This is a genomic window from Micromonospora purpureochromogenes, assembly GCF_900091515.1.
Taxonomy (GTDB): domain Bacteria; phylum Actinomycetota; class Actinomycetes; order Mycobacteriales; family Micromonosporaceae; genus Micromonospora; species Micromonospora purpureochromogenes.
Genome location: NZ_LT607410.1, coordinates 3,298,601 through 3,319,344, shown reverse-complemented (window position 1 = coordinate 3,319,344; position 20,744 = coordinate 3,298,601). Strand labels below are relative to the sequence as shown.

Below are 20,744 nucleotides of genomic sequence, written 5' to 3'. Positions count from 1 at the left end.
CCCTCTATCCACACAAATCCGCATGATCCCTACCCGTTCGGGAAGGAAACAGGCATGCTCGACGCCCCCATCCGGCTGGTCGTCGTGGACGACCATCCGCTCTTCGTCCGCGGCCTGGAACTGCTGCTGCCCGCCAGCACCGACGGACGCGCCCGGGTCGTCGACTCCACCGGCGACGCCTCCGCCGCCGCCTCGCTGGTCGGCCGCACCCAACCCGACCTCGCCCTGGTCGACCTGCACATGCCGCCACCCGGCGGGATCCGCGCGATCGCCGCCATCCGCCGCACCACCCCACGGGTACGGGTGGTGGCGATGTCCGGCGGGGACGACCCGGCGCCGGCGCTGGAGGCGCTGCGCGCCGGGGCGGAGGGCTTTCTGCCCAAGAGCAGCGAGCCGGAGGAACTGCTCCCGCCGATCCTGGCCGTCCTCGACGGCTGGGCGGTGCTGCCCGGTCCCCTGCTGCGTGGCCTGCTCCGGCCGGCCCGCAGCAGCTCGGTCGACCTGGACTCCGAGGAGCGGCGGCTGCTGCGGTCCATCGCGGCCGGTCGCAGCACGGTGGAGATCGCCGAGCAGTTGCACGTCTCGGAACGGACGGTGAAACGGATGACCGCCGCGCTGCTGCGCAAGCTGCGGGTGTCCAGCCGCGCGGAGGCCGCCGCGCTGGCCGGACACGCCGGACTGCTCACCGACTGACGGCGCCGGCCCATTGGCCGCTTGGATTTTCCACGATTGGCGCGACTCGTCAAATGAAAGCGACGCATATTGTTGCGGATTAGCCGGCCGATACGTCAAACTCTTGACCACACCCCGCCCGACACAGGGAGCAATGGCGATGGCAAGGAAAGTAATCACCGTTCTGAGCGACGACCTGGACGGCGGAAAGGCCGACCGGACCGTCGAGTTCAGCCTGGACGGGGTGGCGTACACCATCGACCTCTCCGACGAGAACGCGGGGGTGCTGCGCAAGGCGCTCGACCCGTACATCAGCGCTGGCAGGCGAATGGGGCGGGGCAACGTCGACGCCGGCCGCCCGGTCCGCCGCCCGGCTCGCGCCGCGGTCTCCGGAATGGACCGCGAGCAGAACCGGGCCATCCGGGAATGGGCCGCCAAGAACGGCTACGAGATTTCCGAGCGCGGCCGCATCCCGGTCAACGTCGTGGAGGCGTGGAAGAACCGCTGACCGGCGTCGCCGGGGGCATCACGATCCGCCGCGTAGGGGTCACGCTGAGAAATCAGCGTGACCCCTACGCTTTTCGCCGCGTTCACAATTTCCACCCGCTGGTGCGCCCCGGCCGGTGCGCACCGCCCGGTCACTCGCCGGTGACCCCGTCGAGCAACTGCCGGGCCACGTCGAGCTGACCCAGGTGCCGGGCGTACTCCTGCAGGAGGTGGAACAGGATCCGGCCCAGCGACGGCACGTCCGCGGCGGCGGGGAACCGGCCGCCGAGCGCCGCCCGCCGCGACAGCGGCACCCCGGCGACGATCCGGCGGGTGTGCGCCACCTCCGCCCGGTACGCCCGCCACACCTGCTCCGTCGACAGGGCGTCCACCCGCCACTCGGCGTCGTCCTCGCCCGGCGGGCACGGCGCGACCTGCTCCGCGGCGAAGCCCCACCGGATCCAGCGCCGCTCCACCCAGCCGAGGTGCCGCACCAGCCCGAGCGGCGCCCAGCCGAGCCCGTCGACGGGAGAGCGCAGCTGCTCCTCCGACAGGCCGGCGGTCTTGCGGGCCAGCGCCTCCCGGTACCAGTCGAGATAGCCGACCAGCAGCTCCCGGGGGTCGTCGACGTGGTTGCCCGGGCCGTCGAGCAGGACCGGGAAACGGGTGGCGGACATCCACCGACCCTACGGGCCGGCCGTGCCGCTCGCCACGGTCACGATCGACCGGTGGACCGGGGCCGCCGGCAACGTGGCCGCCGGCCCGGCCCGGCGACGCCGGTGCACCGCGCTACCCGCCAGCGGGTCGCGACGCTGGTCCGAAAACACGGCCGCGGGCCGCCCGGATCTCTCCGGACGGCCCGCGACGGTGTCGTACGACGGGTCAGTCGACTTCGATCCGCACCACGTCGAAGGCGGGGGTCTGGTTGGCCCGCTCCATCATCGGCACCCGGTGCGAGCCGTCACCGGCCCAGACCGCGCACTGCGCCGTGCCCGACTGCGGCAGGCCCGGGATCTGGATGGTCACCTCGTCGGCCTGGCCACCGCCCCGACCGTCCTCGGTGGCGACGAAGAACGCCGGCACGTCCTGCGGGTTCGACGGGGCCTCGTCGGTGCTCTGCAGCATCCGGCACGCGGTGTGGAAGTGACCGCGGGTCAGCCCCTGGTCGTTGAGGACCGAGCTCTCCAGGTAGTAGCCGCCCTGGCCGGCGGCGAGGAACCGGTCGCGGATCAGGTTCCGGGTCGAGACCCGCAGCGCGAACGCCTGATTGCGCTGCACCTGCTCCGGGAACTCGGTGATCAGCAGGGACGGGTTGTTGGCGGCCGCGCCGACCTCACCGAAGGCGGTGCTCACGCAGCGGTTGCCGTTCTGGAAACCGTCGTGGGGCTGCAGCCTGCTGTTGGTGCAGTCCTTGGCCAGCACGCCGAGGTTGTTCCCGCCGTTGTTGTTTCCGCCGCCGTTCTGGCCACCATTCTGACCGCCGTTCTGGCCCCCGTTGGTCGGGGCGGCGGTCGGAGCACCGGTCTGACCGCCGTTCTGGCCACCATTGGCGCCGCCGTTGTTGTTGTTCGCGGCGACGGTGCATTTCGCGAGCTGATCCAGGCCCTGCGGGCGCGGCCCCACCCGGTCGATGGCGGTCGCGATCCGGTTCAACGTCGCGCGCCGCTTGTCCTCCAACGGACGCAGAATGGCGTTGTTGATGAACGTCTGCCCGTTGCGGCCCTCGGCGGCCAGCCGCCGGTCGGCCTCGGCGATCTGGGTCTGCAGCAGCGCGAGGTTCCGGTCGACCTCGGCCCGGGCGCGGTCCGGGACCCGGGGCAGCTTGTCGGCAACGTCCGGGCAGATCACGCCGGAGGCGACGGTGTTCACCGGCGCGTTGCCGTCCTTGACGGCCTGGCACTCGGCGACGGACATCTGGCCGTCGCCCCAGTGGTTGCGGACCCAGTGCCCGTTCTGCCACGTCTGAGTGGTACTGCCGCGTCCGCTCGGCGAGGTGGCGCCGGGACTCGGCGCCACGCAGGCGGACGAGACGTTGCGGGTCGTCGTCCGCCGATTCTCGTGGGCCGACGAGATCTGGGTCACCGCGGCGATAGCGCCGAAGACCGCGAGCGCGCCGACCGCCGCCAGCAGCCGCTTGCTCCGCGCGTTACCGGATGACCGGCGCGCCCCTGTGGACCTGCGCATCGAATTGCTCTCCTTCTCGATCCGGTACCTGACTCGTGACCCGTCGGGCGAACGGAATTCGGGGTGGGACGCCCGTCGGGATCACTGCGACGTTCCGGTCGCGCGTCGATGGCCGACGATGCCCTTTCCGCACCGTCCGCCGCGTCGGGTGGCGCGGCTGGGAAGAACTCTGTCCATTCCCGCTTAGGTACGGAGCGCCGCGGGCGATGGTTCAACGCGGATCGGGGAATTCGGAACGGGCTGGTGACGACCGTCCGATCGGGGGTTCGGAAAGACGCGGAGTCACCGCGCGGCGACGCTACGGTCGAAGGTCACTCGACGCAGAGGTGGTCGAAGGCGAAACCGCCGACCAGTTCGTCCCGGCGGGCGCGCAGCCCCCGGATCTCGCGCCGCAGCTCGGGCCGGTCCACCAGCGGCGGTTCGTCGGCCTCCAGCGCCCGCAGCCGGTCCCCCACCGCGACGGCGGCCAGGTCCTCGGCCAGCCGGGCGGCGTCCACCCCGCACCAGAAGCGGTGCTCGCGGACGGTCACCCGCTCGACCAGGCAGCGACCGGGCCGCACCTCGACCCAGCTCCACCCCTCGGCCGTCCCGTCCCGCCACCGCACGTGCAGCCCCCGCACGATGGGGTCGGCCAGCCGCCGGGACACGTACGCGTCGACGGCGGCGGCGCGGGTCAGCGCCCCGAGGTCGTTGACCGGGCCGGTGCGGCCGTCGGGCAGCCGACCGACGATGTCGCGGAAGGCCACCGCGCTGTCGTACCCGTCGCCGTCCTGGCCGGTGGACGGGCCGGCGTACGCGCGGGCGTCGATGACGTACCCGACGATCCGCGGGCCGTGGGCGGCGGGCCGCAACGTCGGCGACTCGACCCGCAGCACGGGCAGGTCGACCGCGGCGCAGACGGCGTCGCGCATCCGCTCGGCGCGCTGCCGGGCCGAGCCGGGCGGCGCCGGCGCGCCGAGCACGACGGCGAAGAGCGGCCGACCGGTGTCCGCGGCGCAGACCACGTGGTCGAACTCCTCGCGGGTCGCCGAACTCCACTGGTGCCCGGTGATGCCCTCCGGGCGCCGGTTCACCAGGTCGCCGAGCCGGCGACCGGCGTGCACCACCTGACCGGCCCGGACGGGCAGCGCGGCACCGTCGAGCGGCAGCGGCCGCAGCCGGGAACCGTCGTCGGTGGCGGTACGCGTCATGGTGGTGCCGGATCCTCACGTGGTCGGTCGACCGGCCGAGTCTAGGACCTCGATCCCGCTCGTCGCCTCGCCGGTGCGGTCGGATCCGGGTCCGGAGCCCCGTCAGGTGCGCGGACCGACCGGTTTCTCTAGGCTCGGCGGGTGCGGCACAGCGGACACACACCGGAAGTGTTGACCAAGCGGAGCCTCGTCACGGTCTCCCACGCCATCGAGCGGGCCGCGCTGGCCACCGCCGAGGACGGGCCGCTGGTGGTGATCGCGCTCTTCCAGCGGCTGCCGTACTTCGCCCGGGAGCGGGCCCGCTACGAGCGGATCGCCGCCGGGGCGGCGGTGACCGTGGTCGGCCTGGTCGGGGAGACGCCGCCGGGGCTGCCCGCCGGGGCGTACGGGGTGGCGCTCGCCGAGGCCGAGGAGCTGGCCCGGGAGTGGAGCGTGGTGGCGCTGACCCCGCGCTTCGGCGCGACCCTGGTGGCCCGGGACCGCCGCGAGGTCGAGGTGGCCGAGACGCTGGAGGCGGGGCGGCTCTTCGACGGTCGGTGGGGTTTCCGCCGGGACGAGGCGCTGCACGAGGTGCTGCGGCTGCGGTCGCAGCTCGCCGACCGGCTGCCGGCGGAGGCGCTGGCGGCGATCGACGAGGTGCTGGCCCGGGTCCGTGACCTGCCGGCTACCCCGGGCGAGAGCCGCGCCGAGGCGGCGATCCGGCTGATGGCCGGCCGGGTCGAACGGGCGTACCGGCCCGGGTCGCCGGGGCGCCCGGACGGGGAGCCGGCGGACGCCCCGGTCGCGCTGGTCGACGAGCCGGCGCTGCGCCGGTGGACCGGGCTGGCCGGGGTCACCGCCTCCGGCACCCTGCCGGTGGCGCTGATCGGGGTCCGGGTGGCCGAGCCGGCGGGCACCCCGGAACGCTTCGGGCGGCGCAGCGCCGCGCGCGAGGCGCAGGCGGTGATCGGGGCGCTGACCGGGCCGCTGCGCGCGATCGACCGGGCGGTACGCCTCACCCCCGACGAGTACCTGCTGATCCTGCCGTCGGTGACCGAGGAGGAGGCGCTGGCCGTCGCCGGCCGGGTGCACGCCGCGCTGGCCGGGCTGGCCCGCTCGTACCCGTTCGTCGCCTACGCGGTGCACGCCGCGGTCACCGTGACCGACCGGCGGCCGCTGCCGGTCACCGAGGTGCGGCACGCCGTCGAGTGGGCCGCCCGAGAGGGTGTCCCGGTGGCCACGGTGGCCCGGGAGGCGGCGCCGGTCGGCCGGGCCTGACGGCGCCGGGGTCGGCGCCGGCGGCTCAGGCGGCCCCCATCACCAGGCCCTCGATGGTGTGCTTCTGCCGGATCGGGGTCAGCCGTTCCACCACCGGGCACGGCAGGTGGGCGCGGGCCAGCTCGGGCAGCCCGTCCCGGTACTCCCGGGTGACGGCCATGTCGTGCCGCTCGGCGTTGCCGGCGCCCGGGGCGTCCACGCCGAGCACCAGCACCGGCCGGGCCAGCGTCGAGACGTTCGGGGTGCCCCGGTGCACGGTCAGCGCCGACCGGACCGAGATGTCGCCGCGCCGCGGGTACTTGCGCACCGCCCGCTGCGCATAGCGGGGATACCGCTCCTTCGGCGGGAACATCCCGTGGTCGAAGTCGGTGCCGTCGTCCCACTGGGTGCCGGGGGCGATCTCGAACGGGCCCATCTCCTCGACCGTGTCCACGGTGGTCAGGTTGAACGCGAGCGAGGTGAGCCGCCGTTGGCGTCGGGTCTCCTCGGGCATCGGGAAGTCCCGGTGCCAGGGCTGCATGACGGCCCCCGGGAACGGGATGTCGAAGCCGAGCTCGACGATCTCGTAGTCGGGGCCGAGCACCGCGCGGCAGACCGCGACCACCCAGGGGTGGGTGACCAGGTCGGCGAAGCCGCGCAGCTGCTCGGGGTGGATCTCGACGTACCAGCGGTTGGGGCCGCGGCCGACCGCGCCGTCCGGGCGGGAGCGGGCCTCCCGGAAGGCCGCGTCGATGTCCTCGCCGACCTGGTCGACCCAGTCGACGTCGAAGGCGCCGCGGCAGGCGGTGATGCCGTCGCGGTAGAGGTCGCCGAGCGCCTCCACCGGCGTCTCGTCCTGAGTGGTCTGGGTGGGCTGGGCGGTCATCGGTCCTCCTCGGGTGCCGGACCACCCGAGTATTACAACGTTGTAGAAGAGCGGCAAGGGGGCCGGCCCGACGGGACCGGCCACCGCGGGGACGATGGATCGGACCGGCGCGGTCCGCGCCGGGGAGGGAGGTACGCCGTGCGGGTGGTCTCGCTGGTGCCGTCGCTGACCGAGGCGGTGGCGGTGACCGTGCCGGAGGTGCTGGTCGGCGCGACCGACTGGTGCACGCACCCCGCCGGGCTCGACGTGGCGCGGGTGGGCGGCAGCAAGTACCCGGATCTGGACCGGGTGTTCGCCCTGCGCCCGGACCTGGTGCTGCTCAACGTGGAGGAGAACCGGCGTGCCGACGCCGACGCGCTGGTCGCGGCCGGGGTGCCGGTCCGGGTCACCTATCCGCGTACCGTGCCGCAGGCGCTGACCGAACTGGCCGACCTGCTCGCCGCGCTCGGCGTGACCGCCGAACCGGACTGGCTCACCGCCGCCCGCCGCGCCTGGGCCGCCCCGACCACGACGCCGGTGCCGCGCCGGGCCGTCATACCGGTGTGGCGCCGCCCCTGGGTGGTGCTCGGCGGCGACACCTTCGCCGGGGACGTGCTGCGCCGGCTCGGCGTGGCGAACCTGTACGCCGACGACGCCGAGCGGTACCCCCGCCCGGACCTCGACGCGTTGCGGGCCCGGGAACCCGACCTGGTCGTGCTCCCCGACGAGCCGTACGCGTTCACCGCCGCCGACGGCCCGGAGGCGTTCCCCGGCACGCCCTGCGCGCTGGTCTCCGGCCGCCACCTCACCTGGTACGGCCCGTCGCTGGCGGAGGCGCCCGGGCTGCTGGCCGCCCAGCTCGCCGACCCGGTGACCCACCCGCGCCTGGACCCGGGGGGCGGCCCCGGGTCCAGGCCACGGTTCAGGCGACCGGGGTGACCTGGTCCGGGGGCAGCTCGACCAGGACGGTGTCGTCCACGTCGTACCCGATGGTGTCGACCACCCGGACCACCCCGCTGACCTGCCCGGCGAGCCGGACCGCGAGGTCGGCGGCGCTGCGCCGGTCGAGCCGGCCGTCCAGGGTCACCTCACCGTCGCGGACCCGCACGGTGACCAGCCCGTCCCGCACCGCGAGCACCCGTCGCAGCACCTCCTGCACCACGTCCTCGCGGATCTCCGCGTCGCTGCGCAGGTGCACCCGGAGCAGGTCGCTGCGGGTCACGATGCCGACCAGCCGGCCGAGGTCGTCGAGGACGGGCAGCCGCTTGACGACCTCCCGGTCCATCAGCCGGGCCGCGGCCGGCAACGGCGACTCCGGGTACGTGGTGACCGCCGGCGCGGTCATCAGCTCCTTCGCCACCAGCGCGTCGGCCTTCTCCCGCGCCACCCGCCGGCGCCGGCCCTCGAAGACCCGCCGCTCGTCCGGGTTGCCCGCCCGCTCCACCTTGTGCAGCAGGTCGGCCTCGGACACCACGCCCAGCACCCGGCGGAACCCATCCACCACCGGCACCGCGCTGATCCCCCGTCGGATCAGCACGTCGACGATGTCGCGGTACGGGGTCTCCGCCCCGACCGTCGCGACCTCCCGGGTCATCACGTCGCCCACCTGCCACGTCCTCATCACGACCTCCTCGGCTGGTCTCCACCCGCACGGTATGGCCGTCCTGACCAGGCGGGTCAGAGGCGGTGGACCGGGCCCGGCGGGGGCCGAAGGTCCCGTCCCGGACGTCCCGTTCGGGGTCCAAGGTCCCGGTCCGGGACGGCCCGACCGGCCCTGCCGGCGACCGGCGCGCGGCGGTGCAATGAATGTGCCACCGGAAAGCGCGGTGCCAGGCAGAGAAGGGACGTGGACACCATGACCGCGACGATCGAGCGGAACACCACCGCCACCACCATCGCTCCGGCGGCCGAGACCCCCCGTGAGCGCGCCGCCCGGTTCGTCTGGGCCGGCACCCGGATCGCCCTCGGCTGGATCTTCCTCTGGGCGTTCCTGGACAAGGCCTTCGGCCTCGGCCACGAGACCGCGGCGAAGAACGCCTGGATCAACGGCGGCAGCCCGACCAAGGGTTTCCTCACCTTCGGCGCGACCGGCCCGTTCAAGGGCATCTACCAGGACATCGCCGGCGCGACCTGGGCCGACTGGCTGTTCATGGCCGGTCTCGCCGGGATCGGCGTGGCGCTGCTGCTCGGCATCGGGATGCGACTCGCCGCCACCACCGGCGCGCTGCTGATGGTGCTCATGTGGACCGCCGTTCTGCCTCCCGAGAACAACCTCTTCATGGACGACCACCTGATCTACGCCGCGGTGCTCGCCGGTCTGGCCCTGGTCGGCGCCGGCAACACCCTCGGCCTCGGTCGGGTCTGGGCGAACCTCCCCGTCGTCCGGAAGTACGGCTGGCTGAAGTGACCGCACCGACCCGCAGGGGGCGCCACCGACCGGTGGCGCCCCCTCCGGCGTGTCCGGGTCCGCGACGGCGCGCCCGGCGCGTCGTCGTCGGGACTGCCGGGGATCGGTCGGTCGCGATCCGGCAGGATCGGAACCGACCGGACGATCGAGCCAGAACGGCAGGAGATCAGCAGATGAACATGCCCCAGGCAGCCAAGCCCGAGATCGGCCCGATCGAGGGCGCGCCCCCGGCCGACCTCGTCATCGAGGACATCACCGTGGGCGACGGCCCGGAGGCCCGGCCCGGCCAGCTCGCCAACGTCCACTACGTCGGGGTGTCCCACTCCACCGGGCGCGAGTTCGACGCGTCCTGGAACCGGGGCGAGGCGTTCGAGTTCCCGCTCGGCGGCGGCCAGGTCATCGCCGGCTGGGACCAGGGCGTGGTGGGCATGAAGGTCGGCGGCCGTCGCCGGCTGACCATCCCGCCGCACCTGGGCTACGGCAGCCGTGGCGCCGGCGGCGTCATCAAGCCGAACGAGACGCTGGTCTTCGTCGTCGACCTGCTCGGCGTCCGCTGACCGGAGGCGGGGCCGTCGGCGCCGTGCCGGCGGCCCCGCGCCATCCGGTGCGGCGTCGGTGCCGTGGCTGCGGCGCCGCGCCATCGGGCGCGGGGTCGGTGCCGTGCCGGCGGCGAGGCGTCTCAGGCGCAGGCGACCAGCTCGCCGCGGGGGCGGGGCGGGGTGGGGTGGCTCTGCACGACGGAAACGACCCGGTGCAGGCCGGTGGCCCGGAGCACCCGGGCGACCACCGGATCCGGGTCGGCCAGCACGAGCTCGCCACCCCGGGCCCGCACCCGCAGGTGCGCGGCGACCAGCGCGCGGACCCCGGCGGCGGAGAGCAGCCGGACACCGGAGAGGTCGACCCGCAGCACCGGACGCGCCGGCGCGGCCCACAGCGCGGCGCGCAGCACACCGACCGAGGCGACGTCGACCTCGCCGACCACTCGCACCCCGACCACGTCGTCACCCACGCTGAGCTGCACGTGGAGCCGGTCACCCCGTTGTCCCATACGGACGAATCTAGCCCCGGCCACCGACATTTCCGCCGTCCGACAGACCGAATCCGGGTACGTCCAGGGTCGCCCCCGGGGTAGTCCCCCATCCGCCTCAGGGACGATGCGCCGCCGGCGCGACACGCCCGACGGGGGGACGGCACCGGCATCGGCGGGTGACAATGACCCGATGGTCGTCCCACGCCAGCGCCCCCGCCCGCCCCGCCTGATCCGACCCGTCCGCGAACCGGCCACCGTCCCGCCCCCGCTGGACGGGGTGTGGGCGGCCACCGACCGGCGGCTCGACACCGTCGAGCTGCTGCCCCTCCCGTCCGGCGCGCACGGGCCGGAGGACGTGCTGGTCGACCCGGACGGGCGGGTGGTCAGCGGCGACGAGGACGGCCGGCTCTGGTGGTGGTCCGCCGACGCGCCCGCCGGCACCGCGCCCCGGCTGCTCGCCGAGACCGGCGGGCGACCGCTCGGCATCGAGCTGGACCCGCGCGACGGCAGCCTGGTGGTCTGCGACGCGTACCGGGGGTTGCTGCGGGTCACCGCCGACGGCGCGGTGCGCGAGCTGACCGGCAGCGCGCCGCCGGTGCACCTGGCCGACAACGCCACGGTGGCACGCGACGGCACGGTCTACTTCACCGACAGCTCCGACCGCTACCCGCTCTCGCACTGGAAGCACGACCTGCTGGAACACCGCCCCAACGGGCGGGTGCTGGCGTACGACCCGCGCTCGGGGCGCACCGAGGTGGTGACCGACGGGCTCTACTTCCCCAACGGGATCGCGCTGACCCCGGACGAGTCCGCGCTGATGCTGGTGGAGACCAGCACCCACCGGCTGGTGCGGGTGGCCCTGCCCGACGGGGCGGTCACCGTGCTCACCGACCTGCCGGCGTACCCGGACAACCTCACGGCGGTCGGCGACGGGACGTACTGGATCGCGTTGCCCAGCCCCCGGTTGCCGGTCGTCGAACGGCTGCTGCCGCACCCCCGGCTGCGCCAGCTGGTGGCGCTGCTGCCCGACGCGGTACGACCGCAGCCGCAGAAGTACGGGCTGGTCGCCCTCGTCGACGGCGAGGGGACGGTGCTGCGCACCCTGCACGGCCCCGACGGCGCCTACTGGATGATCACCGGGGTCCGGCAGCACGGCGACCGGCTCTGGCTGGGCAGCCTGATCGGCGCCGGTATCGCCCGCGTCGACCTCACCTGACGTCCGCGTCACCGGCACCGACCGTCGCGGGCGCGCCGGCGCACACCGGGACTCGGGAACGCTACGAATCTGATGTCGTCGATGACTCACGGATGAGTCGTTGGCGACATCAGATCCGTAGCGTCTGTCGGGAGCCCTTCGAGGAGGCCATCGAAGCTGGCTGGTGCCCACCTCGACCGAGGAGCGGCCCCGAACCTGCCCGGGCCGACGCACGACCGGCCCGCCGCGCGGCGGGCCGGTCGTACCCCGGTCGTTCCTCCCCTGGTTTCAGCCGCCGCTGGCGGACGGCCCGGGTGCGGGCGACGATCCCCCGGCCACCGCCCCCGGGTGCCCCGGGCTCAGGGTGGGCGCCGGCTTCAGGCCGGGCGGCACGGGCAGCGCGCTGCCCTTGGCGAACTCGTCCCAGCTGACGTTCCAGGCGGTAAAGCCGTTGCCCTGGTCCAACTGCACCTCGGTGCTCTTGACGGTCACCAGGTCGCCGACCTTGGTGATGCCCATCAGCCACTCCGCCGCCGCCACCGACACGTTGGTGCAGCCGTGCGAGACGTTGATGTTGCCCTGGTCCCCCTCCGACCACGGCGCGGCGTGGATGAACTCGCCGCCCCAGGTGAGCCGCTGGGCGTCCTCGACGTCGACCACATAAGGGTCGGCCGAACCCCGGGTGTCGAACGTGGTGACGTCGTGCTTCTCCATGATCACCATCTTGCCGCTCGAGGTCGGGGTGCTCGACTTGCCGAGACTCACCGGGATCTTGCGGAGCAGCTTGCCCTCCTGGAAGACCGACATCTGCTTGGTGGCGTTGTCGATCTCGAGGGCCAGCTGCCGGCCGATCTTCGAGGTGGACCGGCGGTCCTCGTCACCGATGAACTCGTTGCCGATCGGAAGTCCCGCCAGTCCCGACCGCACGCTGATCTTCGTGCCGGGCTTCCAGAAATCCGGCGCCCGGTATTCGACCTGCTTGCCGTCCGCCATCCATGACCAGGTACCCGGCTGCGGCGGGTCGGTCTTCACGAACAATCGCCGTTGCACGGCCGCCCGGGCCTCTTTGGGAATTGGCGGATCGAATGCGACGGTCACCGGCATCGCGGTGCCGTACGTCTGATTCCCGGCGAAATACAACGTGCTCGTTATCGCCTGTCTGGTCGATTTGGGCGACGTGGTGAAGGTCGTCCGTCCGACGATGGTCCGCCCCTTCTTCCCGGTGGCGGTCACCTCCGCGGTGTAGGTCCGGCCGTTCTCCAGCGAGGTGCTCGGCACCCAGCTGGACCCGTCCTCGCGCGGCTCCCCCGCGACCTGCTTCCCCTTGTCGTCGGTGAGCTTGACGCCGGTGACCTTCCCGTGGCTCACGCTCGTCCCGACCTCCGCGCTGACCGGGATGTCCTTCGCCCGGTCGGCGGGGGTCAGCGTGACCGCGGGGTCCGCGACCCTGCCCGGCGCCGAGCCGGTGGCGTCCTTCCGGTCCGCCGTGCACCCACCGAGGATCAACGGTGTGGCTGCGATGGTCACCGCCAATAGCGTCAGTCGCCGCCTCACATCCATATTCGGCCCCCCGTTTCCATTTCCCTTGGCCACATTCTGTACGGCGCTTCTCGGGCCGTGGCGCACTTTCCCGAGAAATGCTCGGAAACGGCTGGGCTTTTGGACGCCGATGTGCTCGGCCGCGAATTCGCGACCCGGCCGTCCCGGAACAGGAGCCCTGGGTGGTCCGTGTCCCCGGCGTACCGACTCGGGCCGTTCAGTCCCAGTCCTCGTCGCCGTGGTTGCGGTCCCACCGGCCGCCGACCGGCGGGGTGTCCAACCGGGTGGCCGCCTCGGCGTTGCCGGCGAGGTCGTTGTCCTCGACCCGGCAGTCCACGCAGCTGCCCTGTTCGGTGATCCAGAGCCCGTGCGTCTGGGTACGGGGGGGCTTGCTGTCCCAGATCCGGTTGCCCCGAATGCTGGCCGAGCCGATGGGCGCATTGATCGTGATGCCGGCCCGCGTCACCGGCGCGTCCGGTAGCTCGTACGCGGTGCCCGGGTCCGGGGTGTCGCCACTCCACCCGGTCAACGAGTCGGGGCGGATCGGCGCAAGGGTGAGATCGGTGGAGGTATTCGCCGCCACCACGGCGATCCGGTGCCCGACCTTGACCACCTTTCCCCGGTGCGCGTCGTGCTGCCAGGTCGCCTGCCGGTCGATCACCATCTTCTCGCTGTACCGGACTGAGGGGCCGCCCCCAGAGGCGGCACCCGCGCACTGCCGTCCGTTGCCCCGGATCCGGTTGTTGACGAGCATCGCGTCGTCGATCGGCCGGTCGACCCGGATCGCGTCGACGCTGTTGCCGTAGAAGTCGTTGCTCTCGATGACGATTTCCCGCGCGGTCTCCGCCTCCTCGCCACCGAGGCTGCGCTGGTGGTAGCCGTAGCGACCGTTGCCGCTGATCCGGTTACCCCGGATGGTGTACGGCCCGGGGGTGTTGCCGATGCTGACCCCGTCGCGCACGTTGCCGTCGATCACGCAGTCGGTGAGGATGCCGCCCCGCCCCGCGGTGCCGGTGGTGCCCTTCGCCGAGACGTGGAAGCCCGCCTCCAAGTTGCCCGTCATCGTGCAGGCGGAGACGATCAGGCCGTTGGCGCCCCAGTCCGAGATGCCGAAGCGGTTGCTCTGGGCGTGGCAGCCGATGATCCGGATGCCACGCGGGCGCAGCTCCCCGGCCTCCTGCAGCTCCAGGAAGATGCCGTTGGTGGCGTTGGCGACCGCCGAGCAGTTGATCACGTTGAGCCGCTCGACGCTGCCCCACCCGCCGATCCCGATGCCGATCCCGGCGCCCCCCATCTCGGTGCCGGTGTCCAGCCGTCCGCAGCCGACCACCAACACCCCGTCGATCAGCGTGTCCTGGAGGAAGTCGCAGCCGAGGCCGGTGGCGGCCGTGTGGTGGATGTAGAGGTTGCGGAAGACGCCCCGCACGACGTACTGCAGCCCCAGACCCTTGGCCAGCGGGTTGTACTCGGCGGAGGCCACCCCGGAGCCGTCGATCTCGAAGTCGGCGAAGGTGCAGTACGCCAGGTGCCGTTCCCGGTCCGCGCCGTGCAGCTTCGCGGTGTAGAAGGCCAGCGGGGTGGGGTCCGCCCGGTTGCCGGCGTTGCTCAGCACGAAGCGGGTGGCGCCGGGACCGGCGCCGACCAGGGAGACTCCGGTGCGCCACACCGTGCCGGAATCCCGGATCGAGTAGACCCCGGGCGGGCAGTAGATCACCCGGGCCCGCCCGTCCGCGGCGAACGCGTCGCCGAGCCGGTCCACCAGCGCGGCGAACGCGGGCTGGTCGTTGGTCGTCCCGTCGCCCGTCAGGCCGTGCTCGCGCGCGTTGCACATCAGCGGCGCACCGGCGACCGGGTGCAGCCGCACGCCGCCAGCGGAGGGCATGCCCGGGTCCGTCATCTGATTTCTCCCCTCGGACCACCGGGCTCGCATTCCCGGTCCGCCAGGGGGGAAACAGGGCCGGAACGGCCCCGGCCCCGGACGACGGGCCGGGGCCGGGGCCGGGCGGTCAGACGTTCGCCACCAGCAGCGCCGGCTGCTCGACGCAGTCGGCGACGTGCCGCAGGAAGCCGCCCGCCACGCCACCGTCACAGACCCGGTGGTCGAAGGTGAGGCTGAGCTGGGTCACCTTGCGCACCGCGAGCTGCCCGTCGACCACCCAGGGCTTGTCCACGATCCGGCCCACCCCGAGCAGGGCCGCCTCCGGGTGGTTGATGATCGGCGTCGAGCCGTCCACCCCGAACACCCCGTAGTTGTTGAGGGTGAACGTGCCGCCGGTCAGCCGGGCCGGCGGCAGCGTGCCGGCCCGGGCCGCGGCGGTGGTCTCCACCAGCGCGGCGGCCAGCTCCCGGGTGGTGAGCCGCTGGGCGTCGCGCAGCACCGGGACGACCAGGCCCCGGTCGGTCTGCGCGGCGATGCCCAGGTGCACCCCGGCCGACTGGACGATCCGCTGCCCCTCGGTGTCGACGTGCGCGTTGAGCTGCGGGAACCGCCGCAGCCCGCTGAGGCAGATCCGGGCCAGCAGGGCCAGGATGCTCACCGGCGCGTCCGGGGTGGCGGCGTTGATGGCCGCCCGGGTCTCGAGCAGCCCGGTGGCGTCCACGTCCACCCAGATGGTCACCTCGGGAATCTCCCGCCGGCTGCGGGAGAGCTTGTCGGCGATCACCTTGCGGATGCCGGTGAGGGGGATGACCACGTCCTGCCCGTCGGCCGGGGCGAGCCCGACGTGCGCGGCGGGCTGTTCCGGCACCGCCGCGAGCCGGGTGGCCGGCGCGGCGGCGGCCGCCTCCACGTCGGCGCGGCGGATCACGCCGCCGGTGCCGGTGCCTCGGACCGAGGCGAGGTCCACCCCGCGTTCCCGGGCCAGCCGACGCACGATCGGCGAGATGACCAGCGCCGCCGTCGGCGCCCGGTCCGCGGGCGGTCCGGCCGGCGCGGCGTGCGCCGGCGGGTCGGTCCGCGCGGCGGTCGGGTCGCCGCTCGACGGGGCGGTGGGCTCGGGGGCCAGCGCCAACCGGGGGCGGCGCCGGCGCCGGCCGGCGCCGGCGTGCCCGGTGCCGTACCCGATCAGCACGTTGCCGGAGCCGGCCCGCTCCTCCTCGCGGTAGGTGGCGTGCCCAACCGGCTCGCCGCCGTCGCCGTCCAGCGGCGCGATGGTGATCAGGGGTTGGCCGACCGGGCGCACCTCACCCGCCGCGCCGTGCAGGGCGACCACCCGGCCGGCGTACGGGCAGGGCACGTCGACGACCGCCTTGGCGGTCTCCACCTCGACCACGCTCTGGTCCACCGTGACCACGTCGCCCACGGCGACCCGCCACTCCACGATCTCGGCCTCGCTCAGCCCCTCGCCCAGGTCAGGCAGGAGGAAGACCTGCGTCCGCTCCACCGTGGTCACGCCGCGCTCCCCTGCGGCAGCCAGCGCGGGTCGGGCTGGTCGTCCCACTGGAGGCGGGCCACCGTGTCCAGCACCCGGTCCACCGAGGGCAGGTGGGTGTGCTCCAGCATCGGCGCCGGGTACGGGATGTCCAGGCCGGACACCCGCAGCACCGGGGCGTGCAGGGCGTGGAAGCAGCGCTCCTGCACCCGGGCGGCGATCTCCGCGCCGACACCGGCGAAGCCCTGCGCCTCCTGGATCACCACGCACCGGCCGGTCCGGCGGACCGAGGCGGCGACCGTCTCGTCGTCGAACGGCACGATGGTGCGCACGTCGACGACCTCCAGGTCCCAGCCCTCCTCGCGGGCGGCCTCGGCGGCCTCCAGCGCGACCGGCACCGCCGGGCCGTACGCGACCAGGGTGGCGTCGGTGCCGGGCCGGCGCACGACCGCGCGGCCGAACGGCGCGGTGGTCGTGGGCAGCTCCGCCTCGGCGCTGGAGAAGTAGAGCTTCTTCGGCTCCATGAACACGACCGGGTCGGGGTCGTCGATCGCCTGGCGCAGCAGCGAGTACGCGTCCTCGACGGTGGCCGGGGTGACCACCTTCAGGCCCGGGGTGTGCGCGTAGTACGCCTCGGACGAGTCGCAGTGGTGCTCCACCCCGCCGATGCCGCCGGCGTAGGGCACCCGGATCACGATCGGCACGCTCAGCGCGCCGCGGGTACGGTTGCGCAGCTTCGCCACGTGCGAGGCGATCTGCTCGAAGGCCGGGTACGCGAACGCGTCGAACTGCATCTCCACCACCGGGCGCAGCCCGGACATGGCCAGCCCGACGGCGAAACCGACGATGCCGGCCTCGGCCAGCGGGGTGTCGAAGCAGCGCTTGTCGCCGAAGCGGGCCTGGAGCCCGTCGGTGATCCGGAAGACGCCGCCGAGCTGCCCGACGTCCTCGCCGAAGACGACCACCCGGTCGTCGTCGAGCATCGCGTCGGCGAGCGCGGCGTTGAGCGCCTTCGCCATGGTCATGGTGGCCATCAGGCGTCCCCCTCCTCGTCGCGGGCGGCGGCCAGCTCGGCGCGGACCTGCTCGCGCTGCTCGACCAGCTGCGGGGTCGGCTCGGCGTAGACGTGGTCGAAGAGGCTGAGCGGGTCGACCGTGGGCTGGGCGTTCATCCGGTCGCGCAGGTCGGCGGCGTACGCCTCGGCCTCCTCGGCGATCGCGGCCACCGCCGCGTCGTCGAGCGCGCCCCGGTTGCGCAGGTACGTCTCCAGCCGGGCCACCGGGTCGCGGTCGCGCCAGGCCTCGACCTCGTCGGCGTCGCGGTACCGGGTGGCGTCGTCGGCGTTGGTGTGCGGCTCCATCCGGTAGGTGTGCGCCTCGACCAGGAACGGCCCGTGACCGGCCCGGGCGTGCGCCACCGCGCGGGTGAGCACCGCCAGCACCGCCACCGGGTCGTTGCCGTCGACCTGCTCGCTGGGCACCCCGTAGCCGACGCCCTTGTAGGCCAGGCTCGGCGCGGCGGTCTGCCGGGACAGCGGCACGCTGATCGCGTACTTGTTGTTCTGCACGAAGTAGACGACCGGGGCCTTGAACACGGCGGCGAAGTTGACCCCCTCGTGGAAGTCGCCCTCGCTGGTGGCGCCGTCGCCGATGAAGGCCAGCGCCACCGTGTCCCGGCCCTGGTACGACTCGCCGTAGGCGAGCCCGGCTGCGTGCACGCACTGGGTCGCCAGCGGAGTGCACTGCGGCGCGGTGTGCACCTGCGTCGGGTCGTACCCGCAGTGCCAGTCGCCGCGCAGCAGGGTGAGCACCTCGACCGGGTCGATGCCCCGGCTGACCAGCGCCATCGACTCGCGGTAGGTGGGGAAGACCCAGTCGGTGTCGCGCACGGCGAGGGTCGCCCCGACCTGGCAGGCCTCCTGGCCGCGCGAGGACGGGTAGACGGCGAGCCGGCCCTGCTTGGTCAGGGCGGTGGCCTGGGTGTCGAAGCGACGACCGACCACCATCCGGCGGTACATCTCGCGCAGCGCCTCGACGGGCGGCTCGGCGTAGTCGGCGCGGGACGGCAGCGGCGTGCCGTCCGGGTCGAGCAGTCGGACCGGCTCGGCCTGCGGGAGCAGGCCGGCGGACTTCTCGGGCGCGGCCGGGGTGGCCGGCCGGCGGGTGCGCGGGGATGCCCTGCGGACCGCCTGGGGTGTGGTCGTCACGGCGGGGACCTCCTGGACGTGTGGTGGCCTTATGCTCCTGCTGTCGGATGATTGACTCAAGATGCGCGGTGAACGTGGGATGAATGGCATCCCGAGGAGGCTGATGTGAGCCAGGAGACCTCCCCGGAGGCGGGCCTGCCCGGTGGAACGGGACGTTCGGCCGGTCCGCTGGACGAGGTGGACCGCCGCATCCTCGACGAGCTGGTCCGCGACGGCCGGCTCTCCATCCGTACGCTGGCCGAACGCGTGCACGTCTCGCGCACCAACGCGTACGCGCGGGTGGAGCGGCTGGTGCGCGAGGGGGTGATCACCGGGTTCCGGGCGCAGGTGGCGCCCGAGCCGGCCGGCCTGGGCACCTCGGCGTACATCGCCCTGACCATCCAGCAGAACACCTGGCGGGAGGTGTCGGCGGAGCTGGCCCGGGTGCGCTACGTCGAGCACGTGGCGCTGCTCAGCGGCGAACACGACGTCCTCGCCCTGGTCCGCGCGCCCGACAACGCCACCCTGCGCGACGTGGTGCTGGAGCGGGTGCAGGGCATCGCCGGGGTGCTGTCCACCCGCAGCTGGCTGGTCTTCGAGGAGTTCACCGGCGCGCAAAACCCCTGGCAGTGATCCCTCAGCGCCCCTGGCGGTGACCCGTCAGCGCTCCGGCGGGGCCGCCAGCCCCTCCCGGTCGGCCAGCTCCAGCAGCGGCTGCAGCGAGAAGCGCCGCTCGTCCAGGCCGGCGTGCGGGTCGCCGCGCCCGGCGAACCGGGCCGGCATGCTCACCACGTCGAAGTCCTCGGGCCGGGCGTCGTCCAGCTCCGACCAGTCCAGCGGCGCGGAGACCAGCGCCGCCGGCGTCGGCCGGATCGAGTACGCCGAGGTCATGGTGTGGTCGCGGGCCATCTGGTTGTAGTCGACGAAGACCGGCCGGTCCCGCTGCTCGCGCCACCAGGTGGTGGTGACCAGGTCGGGGCGGCGGCGCTGCATCTGGAGGCCCAGCGCCAACACCGCGCGCCGGCACTCGCCGAAACTCCACCTCGGCTCGATCGACAGGTAGACGTGCAGGCCCCGCCCGCCGGTGGTCTTCGGGTAACCCACCAGCCCCAGCTCGTCGAGGAAGGCACGGACCTCGTGCGCCACCGGCACCACCTGGTCGAAGCCGACGCCCGGCATCGGGTCGAGGTCGATGCGGAGCTGGTCGGGGCGTTCCACGTCCGCCGCCGAGACCGGCCAGGGGTGGAACCGCAGCGTCCCCAGGTTCGCCGCCCAGATGACCACGGCCAGCTCGCTCGGCGCGACCTCGTCGGCCGTCCGCCCGCTGGGAAAGGTGATGTGGGCGGTGCGGACCCAGTCGGGCGCGCCGGCCGGCAGCCGCTTCTGGTAGAAGGCGTCGCCGCGGTTGTCCTGCCGGGTGCCGATCTTCGCGCCCTCGAAGACACCGCGCGGCCAGCGTTCCAGCATGGTCGGCCGGTCCCGCAGCGCGCGCAGGATGCCGTCGCCGACGGCGATGAAGTAGCGCACCACGTCCAGCTTGGTCAGGCCTCGCTCCGGGAAGTAGGGCTTGTCCGGGCTGGAGACCCGGACCACCCGCTCCCCGACCCGGATCTCCTCCGCCGCCGTCGCCACGCTCACACCGTAACGGCAGCGGCCGACTCCCGCGCCCGGCTCACCGGCACCGCCCGGTGGAAGGAGACCCGCCGAGAGGCCGGCGGTGCCGGGTGGCGGGGCCGCGGCCTAGGCTGCGGCCATGGCGACGTACTTCGACGTGCACCCGGACAACCCGCAACCACGGACGATCAGCCGGGTGGTGGACGTCGTCCGCGGCAACGGACTGATCGCCTACCCGACGGACTCGTGCTTCGCCCTCGGCTGTCAGCTGGGCAACCGGGAGGGCATCGACCGCATCCGGGACATCCGCCAGCTCGACAGCCGGCACCACTTCACCCTGGTCTGCCGGGACTTCGCGCAGCTCGGCCAGTTCGTCCAGATCAACAACGCCCTGTTCCGGTCGTTGAAGGCGGCGACCCCGGGCAGCTACACGTTCATCCTGCCGGCGACGAAGGAGGTGCCGCGCCGGCTGCTGCACCCGAAGAAGAAGACCGTGGGGGTCCGCATCCCCGATCACGTCGTGACGCAGGCGTTGCTGGCCGAGCTGGGCGAGCCGCTGGTGTCGAGCACCCTGCTGATGCCGGGCGACACCGAACCGATGACGCAGGGCTGGGAGATCAAGGAGCGGCTCGACCACGTGGTCGACGCGGTGATCGACTCCGGTGAGTGCGGCACCCTGCCCACCACGGTGATCGACTTCTCGGAGGGCGAAGCGGAGATCCTCCGTCGCGGCGCCGGCGACCCCTCCCGCTTCGATTGACGTTCTCTCC

General features: G+C 73.5%; 21 protein-coding genes. 9 read left to right on the top strand and 12 right to left on the bottom strand.

All coding sequences use genetic code 11. The annotated features are described in order from the left end of the window. The first annotated feature begins 54 nt into the window (after positions 1-54). Positions 55-693: a response regulator gene (locus tag GA0074696_RS15370; protein ID WP_088961740.1), complete on the top strand. Its 639-nt coding sequence runs from the start codon at positions 55-57 to the stop codon at positions 691-693. Positions 694-832: 139 nt separating this feature from the next. Then, positions 833-1,180, top strand: a complete 348-nt coding sequence (locus GA0074696_RS15365; RefSeq protein WP_088964589.1) for a histone-like nucleoid-structuring protein Lsr2 — start codon at positions 833-835, stop codon at positions 1,178-1,180. Between the two features lie 130 nt (positions 1,181-1,310). Here GA0074696_RS15365 and GA0074696_RS15360 read toward each other — a convergent pair whose 3' ends face one another. The 3 genes from GA0074696_RS15360 to GA0074696_RS15350 form a co-directional block, all read right to left on the bottom strand. Beyond that, on the bottom strand, positions 1,311-1,835 hold the full coding sequence (locus tag GA0074696_RS15360) for a DinB family protein (RefSeq protein WP_088961739.1): 525 nt from the start codon (positions 1,833-1,835) through the stop codon (positions 1,311-1,313). A gap of 205 nt (positions 1,836-2,040) precedes the next feature. Next, complete coding sequence (locus GA0074696_RS15355; protein ID WP_088961738.1) at positions 2,041-3,342, bottom strand: hypothetical protein; 1,302 nt, start codon at positions 3,340-3,342, stop codon at positions 2,041-2,043. A 311-nt stretch (positions 3,343-3,653) separates the two neighbouring features. Continuing rightward, positions 3,654-4,532 carry a hypothetical protein gene (locus GA0074696_RS15350; RefSeq protein WP_088961737.1) on the bottom strand — a complete coding sequence of 293 codons (879 nt, stop codon included), beginning with the start codon at positions 4,530-4,532 and terminating at the stop codon, positions 3,654-3,656. A 168-nt stretch (positions 4,533-4,700) separates the two neighbouring features. On the opposite strand from GA0074696_RS15350, the gene GA0074696_RS15345 reads away from it, so the two are divergent. After that, on the top strand, positions 4,701-5,789 hold the full coding sequence (locus GA0074696_RS15345; protein ID WP_231925389.1) for a DICT sensory domain-containing protein: 1,089 nt from the start codon (positions 4,701-4,703) through the stop codon (positions 5,787-5,789). A 25-nt stretch (positions 5,790-5,814) separates the two neighbouring features. Here GA0074696_RS15345 and GA0074696_RS15340 read toward each other — a convergent pair whose 3' ends face one another. Next, on the bottom strand, positions 5,815-6,654 hold the full coding sequence (locus GA0074696_RS15340; protein WP_088961735.1) for a phytanoyl-CoA dioxygenase family protein: 840 nt from the start codon (positions 6,652-6,654) through the stop codon (positions 5,815-5,817). A 138-nt stretch (positions 6,655-6,792) separates the two neighbouring features. On the opposite strand from GA0074696_RS15340, the gene GA0074696_RS15335 reads away from it, so the two are divergent. Then, positions 6,793-7,572 carry a helical backbone metal receptor gene (locus GA0074696_RS15335; RefSeq protein ID WP_088961734.1) on the top strand — a complete coding sequence of 260 codons (780 nt, stop codon included), beginning with the start codon at positions 6,793-6,795 and terminating at the stop codon, positions 7,570-7,572. Here the strand turns inward: GA0074696_RS15335 and GA0074696_RS15330 are convergent. Beyond that, positions 7,556-8,254 (bottom strand): CBS domain-containing protein, encoded by a 699-nt coding sequence (locus GA0074696_RS15330; RefSeq protein WP_088961733.1) that lies wholly within the window; start codon positions 8,252-8,254, stop codon positions 7,556-7,558. The genes GA0074696_RS15335 and GA0074696_RS15330 overlap by 17 nt on opposite strands. Positions 8,255-8,488: 234 nt before the next feature. On the opposite strand from GA0074696_RS15330, the gene GA0074696_RS15325 reads away from it, so the two are divergent. Together GA0074696_RS15325 and GA0074696_RS15320 are read left to right on the top strand one after the other, a co-directional pair. Beyond that, positions 8,489-9,040 (top strand): DoxX family membrane protein, encoded by a 552-nt coding sequence (locus GA0074696_RS15325; RefSeq protein WP_088961732.1) that lies wholly within the window; start codon positions 8,489-8,491, stop codon positions 9,038-9,040. Between the two features lie 179 nt (positions 9,041-9,219). Continuing rightward, positions 9,220-9,597: an FKBP-type peptidyl-prolyl cis-trans isomerase gene (locus tag GA0074696_RS15320; protein ID WP_088964588.1), complete on the top strand. Its 378-nt coding sequence runs from the start codon at positions 9,220-9,222 to the stop codon at positions 9,595-9,597. A 122-nt stretch (positions 9,598-9,719) separates the two neighbouring features. Here the strand turns inward: GA0074696_RS15320 and GA0074696_RS15315 are convergent, their stop codons facing one another. Continuing rightward, on the bottom strand, positions 9,720-10,088 hold the full coding sequence (locus GA0074696_RS15315) for an STAS domain-containing protein (RefSeq protein WP_088961731.1): 369 nt from the start codon (positions 10,086-10,088) through the stop codon (positions 9,720-9,722). 172 nt (positions 10,089-10,260) lie between these two features. Between GA0074696_RS15315 and GA0074696_RS15310 the strand changes: the two genes are divergently transcribed. After that, the gene (locus tag GA0074696_RS15310; protein WP_088961730.1) at positions 10,261-11,286 is read left to right on the top strand and encodes an SMP-30/gluconolactonase/LRE family protein; all 1,026 of its coding nucleotides are present in this window, start codon (positions 10,261-10,263) and stop codon (positions 11,284-11,286) included. 267 nt (positions 11,287-11,553) lie between these two features. Here the strand turns inward: GA0074696_RS15310 and GA0074696_RS15305 are convergent, their stop codons facing one another. From GA0074696_RS15305 to pdhA, 5 genes are all read right to left on the bottom strand, one after another. After that, positions 11,554-12,825 carry a L,D-transpeptidase gene (locus GA0074696_RS15305; protein WP_088961729.1) on the bottom strand — a complete coding sequence of 424 codons (1,272 nt, stop codon included), beginning with the start codon at positions 12,823-12,825 and terminating at the stop codon, positions 11,554-11,556. Positions 12,826-13,021: 196 nt separating this feature from the next. Further along, positions 13,022-14,701 carry a right-handed parallel beta-helix repeat-containing protein gene (locus tag GA0074696_RS15300; protein ID WP_088961728.1) on the bottom strand — a complete coding sequence of 560 codons (1,680 nt, stop codon included), beginning with the start codon at positions 14,699-14,701 and terminating at the stop codon, positions 13,022-13,024. A 109-nt stretch (positions 14,702-14,810) separates the two neighbouring features. Next, positions 14,811-16,196 carry a dihydrolipoamide acetyltransferase family protein gene (locus GA0074696_RS15295; protein ID WP_088961727.1) on the bottom strand — a complete coding sequence of 462 codons (1,386 nt, stop codon included), beginning with the start codon at positions 16,194-16,196 and terminating at the stop codon, positions 14,811-14,813. Continuing rightward, entirely contained in the window at positions 16,193-17,209 is a 1,017-nt protein-coding gene (locus tag GA0074696_RS15290; protein ID WP_088961726.1) for an alpha-ketoacid dehydrogenase subunit beta, read from the bottom strand. The genes GA0074696_RS15295 and GA0074696_RS15290 overlap by 4 nt, the downstream gene beginning before the upstream one ends. Next, complete coding sequence (gene pdhA / locus GA0074696_RS15285; RefSeq protein WP_172894654.1) at positions 17,209-18,414, bottom strand: pyruvate dehydrogenase (acetyl-transferring) E1 component subunit alpha; 1,206 nt, start codon at positions 18,412-18,414, stop codon at positions 17,209-17,211. Before pdhA ends, GA0074696_RS15290 begins: the two co-directional genes overlap by 1 nt. Positions 18,415-18,486: 72 nt before the next feature. Between pdhA and GA0074696_RS15280 the strand changes: the two genes are divergently transcribed. Further along, positions 18,487-18,993: an Lrp/AsnC family transcriptional regulator gene (locus GA0074696_RS15280; protein WP_088961724.1), complete on the top strand. Its 507-nt coding sequence runs from the start codon at positions 18,487-18,489 to the stop codon at positions 18,991-18,993. Positions 18,994-19,020: 27 nt separating this feature from the next. Here GA0074696_RS15280 and GA0074696_RS15275 read toward each other — a convergent pair whose 3' ends face one another. Further along, positions 19,021-19,992, bottom strand: a complete 972-nt coding sequence (locus tag GA0074696_RS15275; RefSeq protein WP_088964587.1) for a DNA polymerase domain-containing protein — start codon at positions 19,990-19,992, stop codon at positions 19,021-19,023. 121 nt (positions 19,993-20,113) lie between these two features. On the opposite strand from GA0074696_RS15275, the gene GA0074696_RS15270 reads away from it, so the two are divergent. After that, positions 20,114-20,734, top strand: coding sequence for an L-threonylcarbamoyladenylate synthase (locus tag GA0074696_RS15270; protein ID WP_088961723.1), 621 nt, complete (start codon positions 20,114-20,116; stop codon positions 20,732-20,734). Positions 20,735-20,744: the final 10 nt, after the last annotated feature.

Excerpts from the sequence above, each read along its gene's own strand:
- GA0074696_RS15370 (WP_088961740.1), top strand. The coding sequence starts at position 55 with ATGCTCGACGCCCCCATCCGGCTGGTCGTCGTGGACGACCATCCGCTC.
- GA0074696_RS15365 (WP_088964589.1), top strand. The coding sequence starts at position 833 with ATGGCAAGGAAAGTAATCACCGTTCTGAGCGACGACCTGGACGGCGGA.
- GA0074696_RS15360 (WP_088961739.1), bottom strand. The coding sequence starts at position 1,835 with ATGTCCGCCACCCGTTTCCCGGTCCTGCTCGACGGCCCGGGCAACCAC.
- GA0074696_RS15355 (WP_088961738.1), bottom strand. The coding sequence starts at position 3,342 with ATGCGCAGGTCCACAGGGGCGCGCCGGTCATCCGGTAACGCGCGGAGC.
- GA0074696_RS15350 (WP_088961737.1), bottom strand. The coding sequence starts at position 4,532 with ATGACGCGTACCGCCACCGACGACGGTTCCCGGCTGCGGCCGCTGCCG.
- GA0074696_RS15340 (WP_088961735.1), bottom strand. The coding sequence starts at position 6,654 with ATGACCGCCCAGCCCACCCAGACCACTCAGGACGAGACGCCGGTGGAG.
- GA0074696_RS15330 (WP_088961733.1), bottom strand. The coding sequence starts at position 8,254 with ATGAGGACGTGGCAGGTGGGCGACGTGATGACCCGGGAGGTCGCGACG.
- GA0074696_RS15325 (WP_088961732.1), top strand. The coding sequence starts at position 8,489 with ATGACCGCGACGATCGAGCGGAACACCACCGCCACCACCATCGCTCCG.
- GA0074696_RS15320 (WP_088964588.1), top strand. The coding sequence starts at position 9,220 with ATGCCCCAGGCAGCCAAGCCCGAGATCGGCCCGATCGAGGGCGCGCCC.
- GA0074696_RS15315 (WP_088961731.1), bottom strand. The coding sequence starts at position 10,088 with ATGGGACAACGGGGTGACCGGCTCCACGTGCAGCTCAGCGTGGGTGAC.
- GA0074696_RS15310 (WP_088961730.1), top strand. The coding sequence starts at position 10,261 with ATGGTCGTCCCACGCCAGCGCCCCCGCCCGCCCCGCCTGATCCGACCC.
- GA0074696_RS15305 (WP_088961729.1), bottom strand. The coding sequence starts at position 12,825 with ATGGATGTGAGGCGGCGACTGACGCTATTGGCGGTGACCATCGCAGCC.
- GA0074696_RS15300 (WP_088961728.1), bottom strand. The coding sequence starts at position 14,701 with ATGACGGACCCGGGCATGCCCTCCGCTGGCGGCGTGCGGCTGCACCCG.
- GA0074696_RS15290 (WP_088961726.1), bottom strand. The coding sequence starts at position 17,209 with ATGGCCACCATGACCATGGCGAAGGCGCTCAACGCCGCGCTCGCCGAC.
- GA0074696_RS15270 (WP_088961723.1), top strand. The coding sequence starts at position 20,114 with ATGGCGACGTACTTCGACGTGCACCCGGACAACCCGCAACCACGGACG.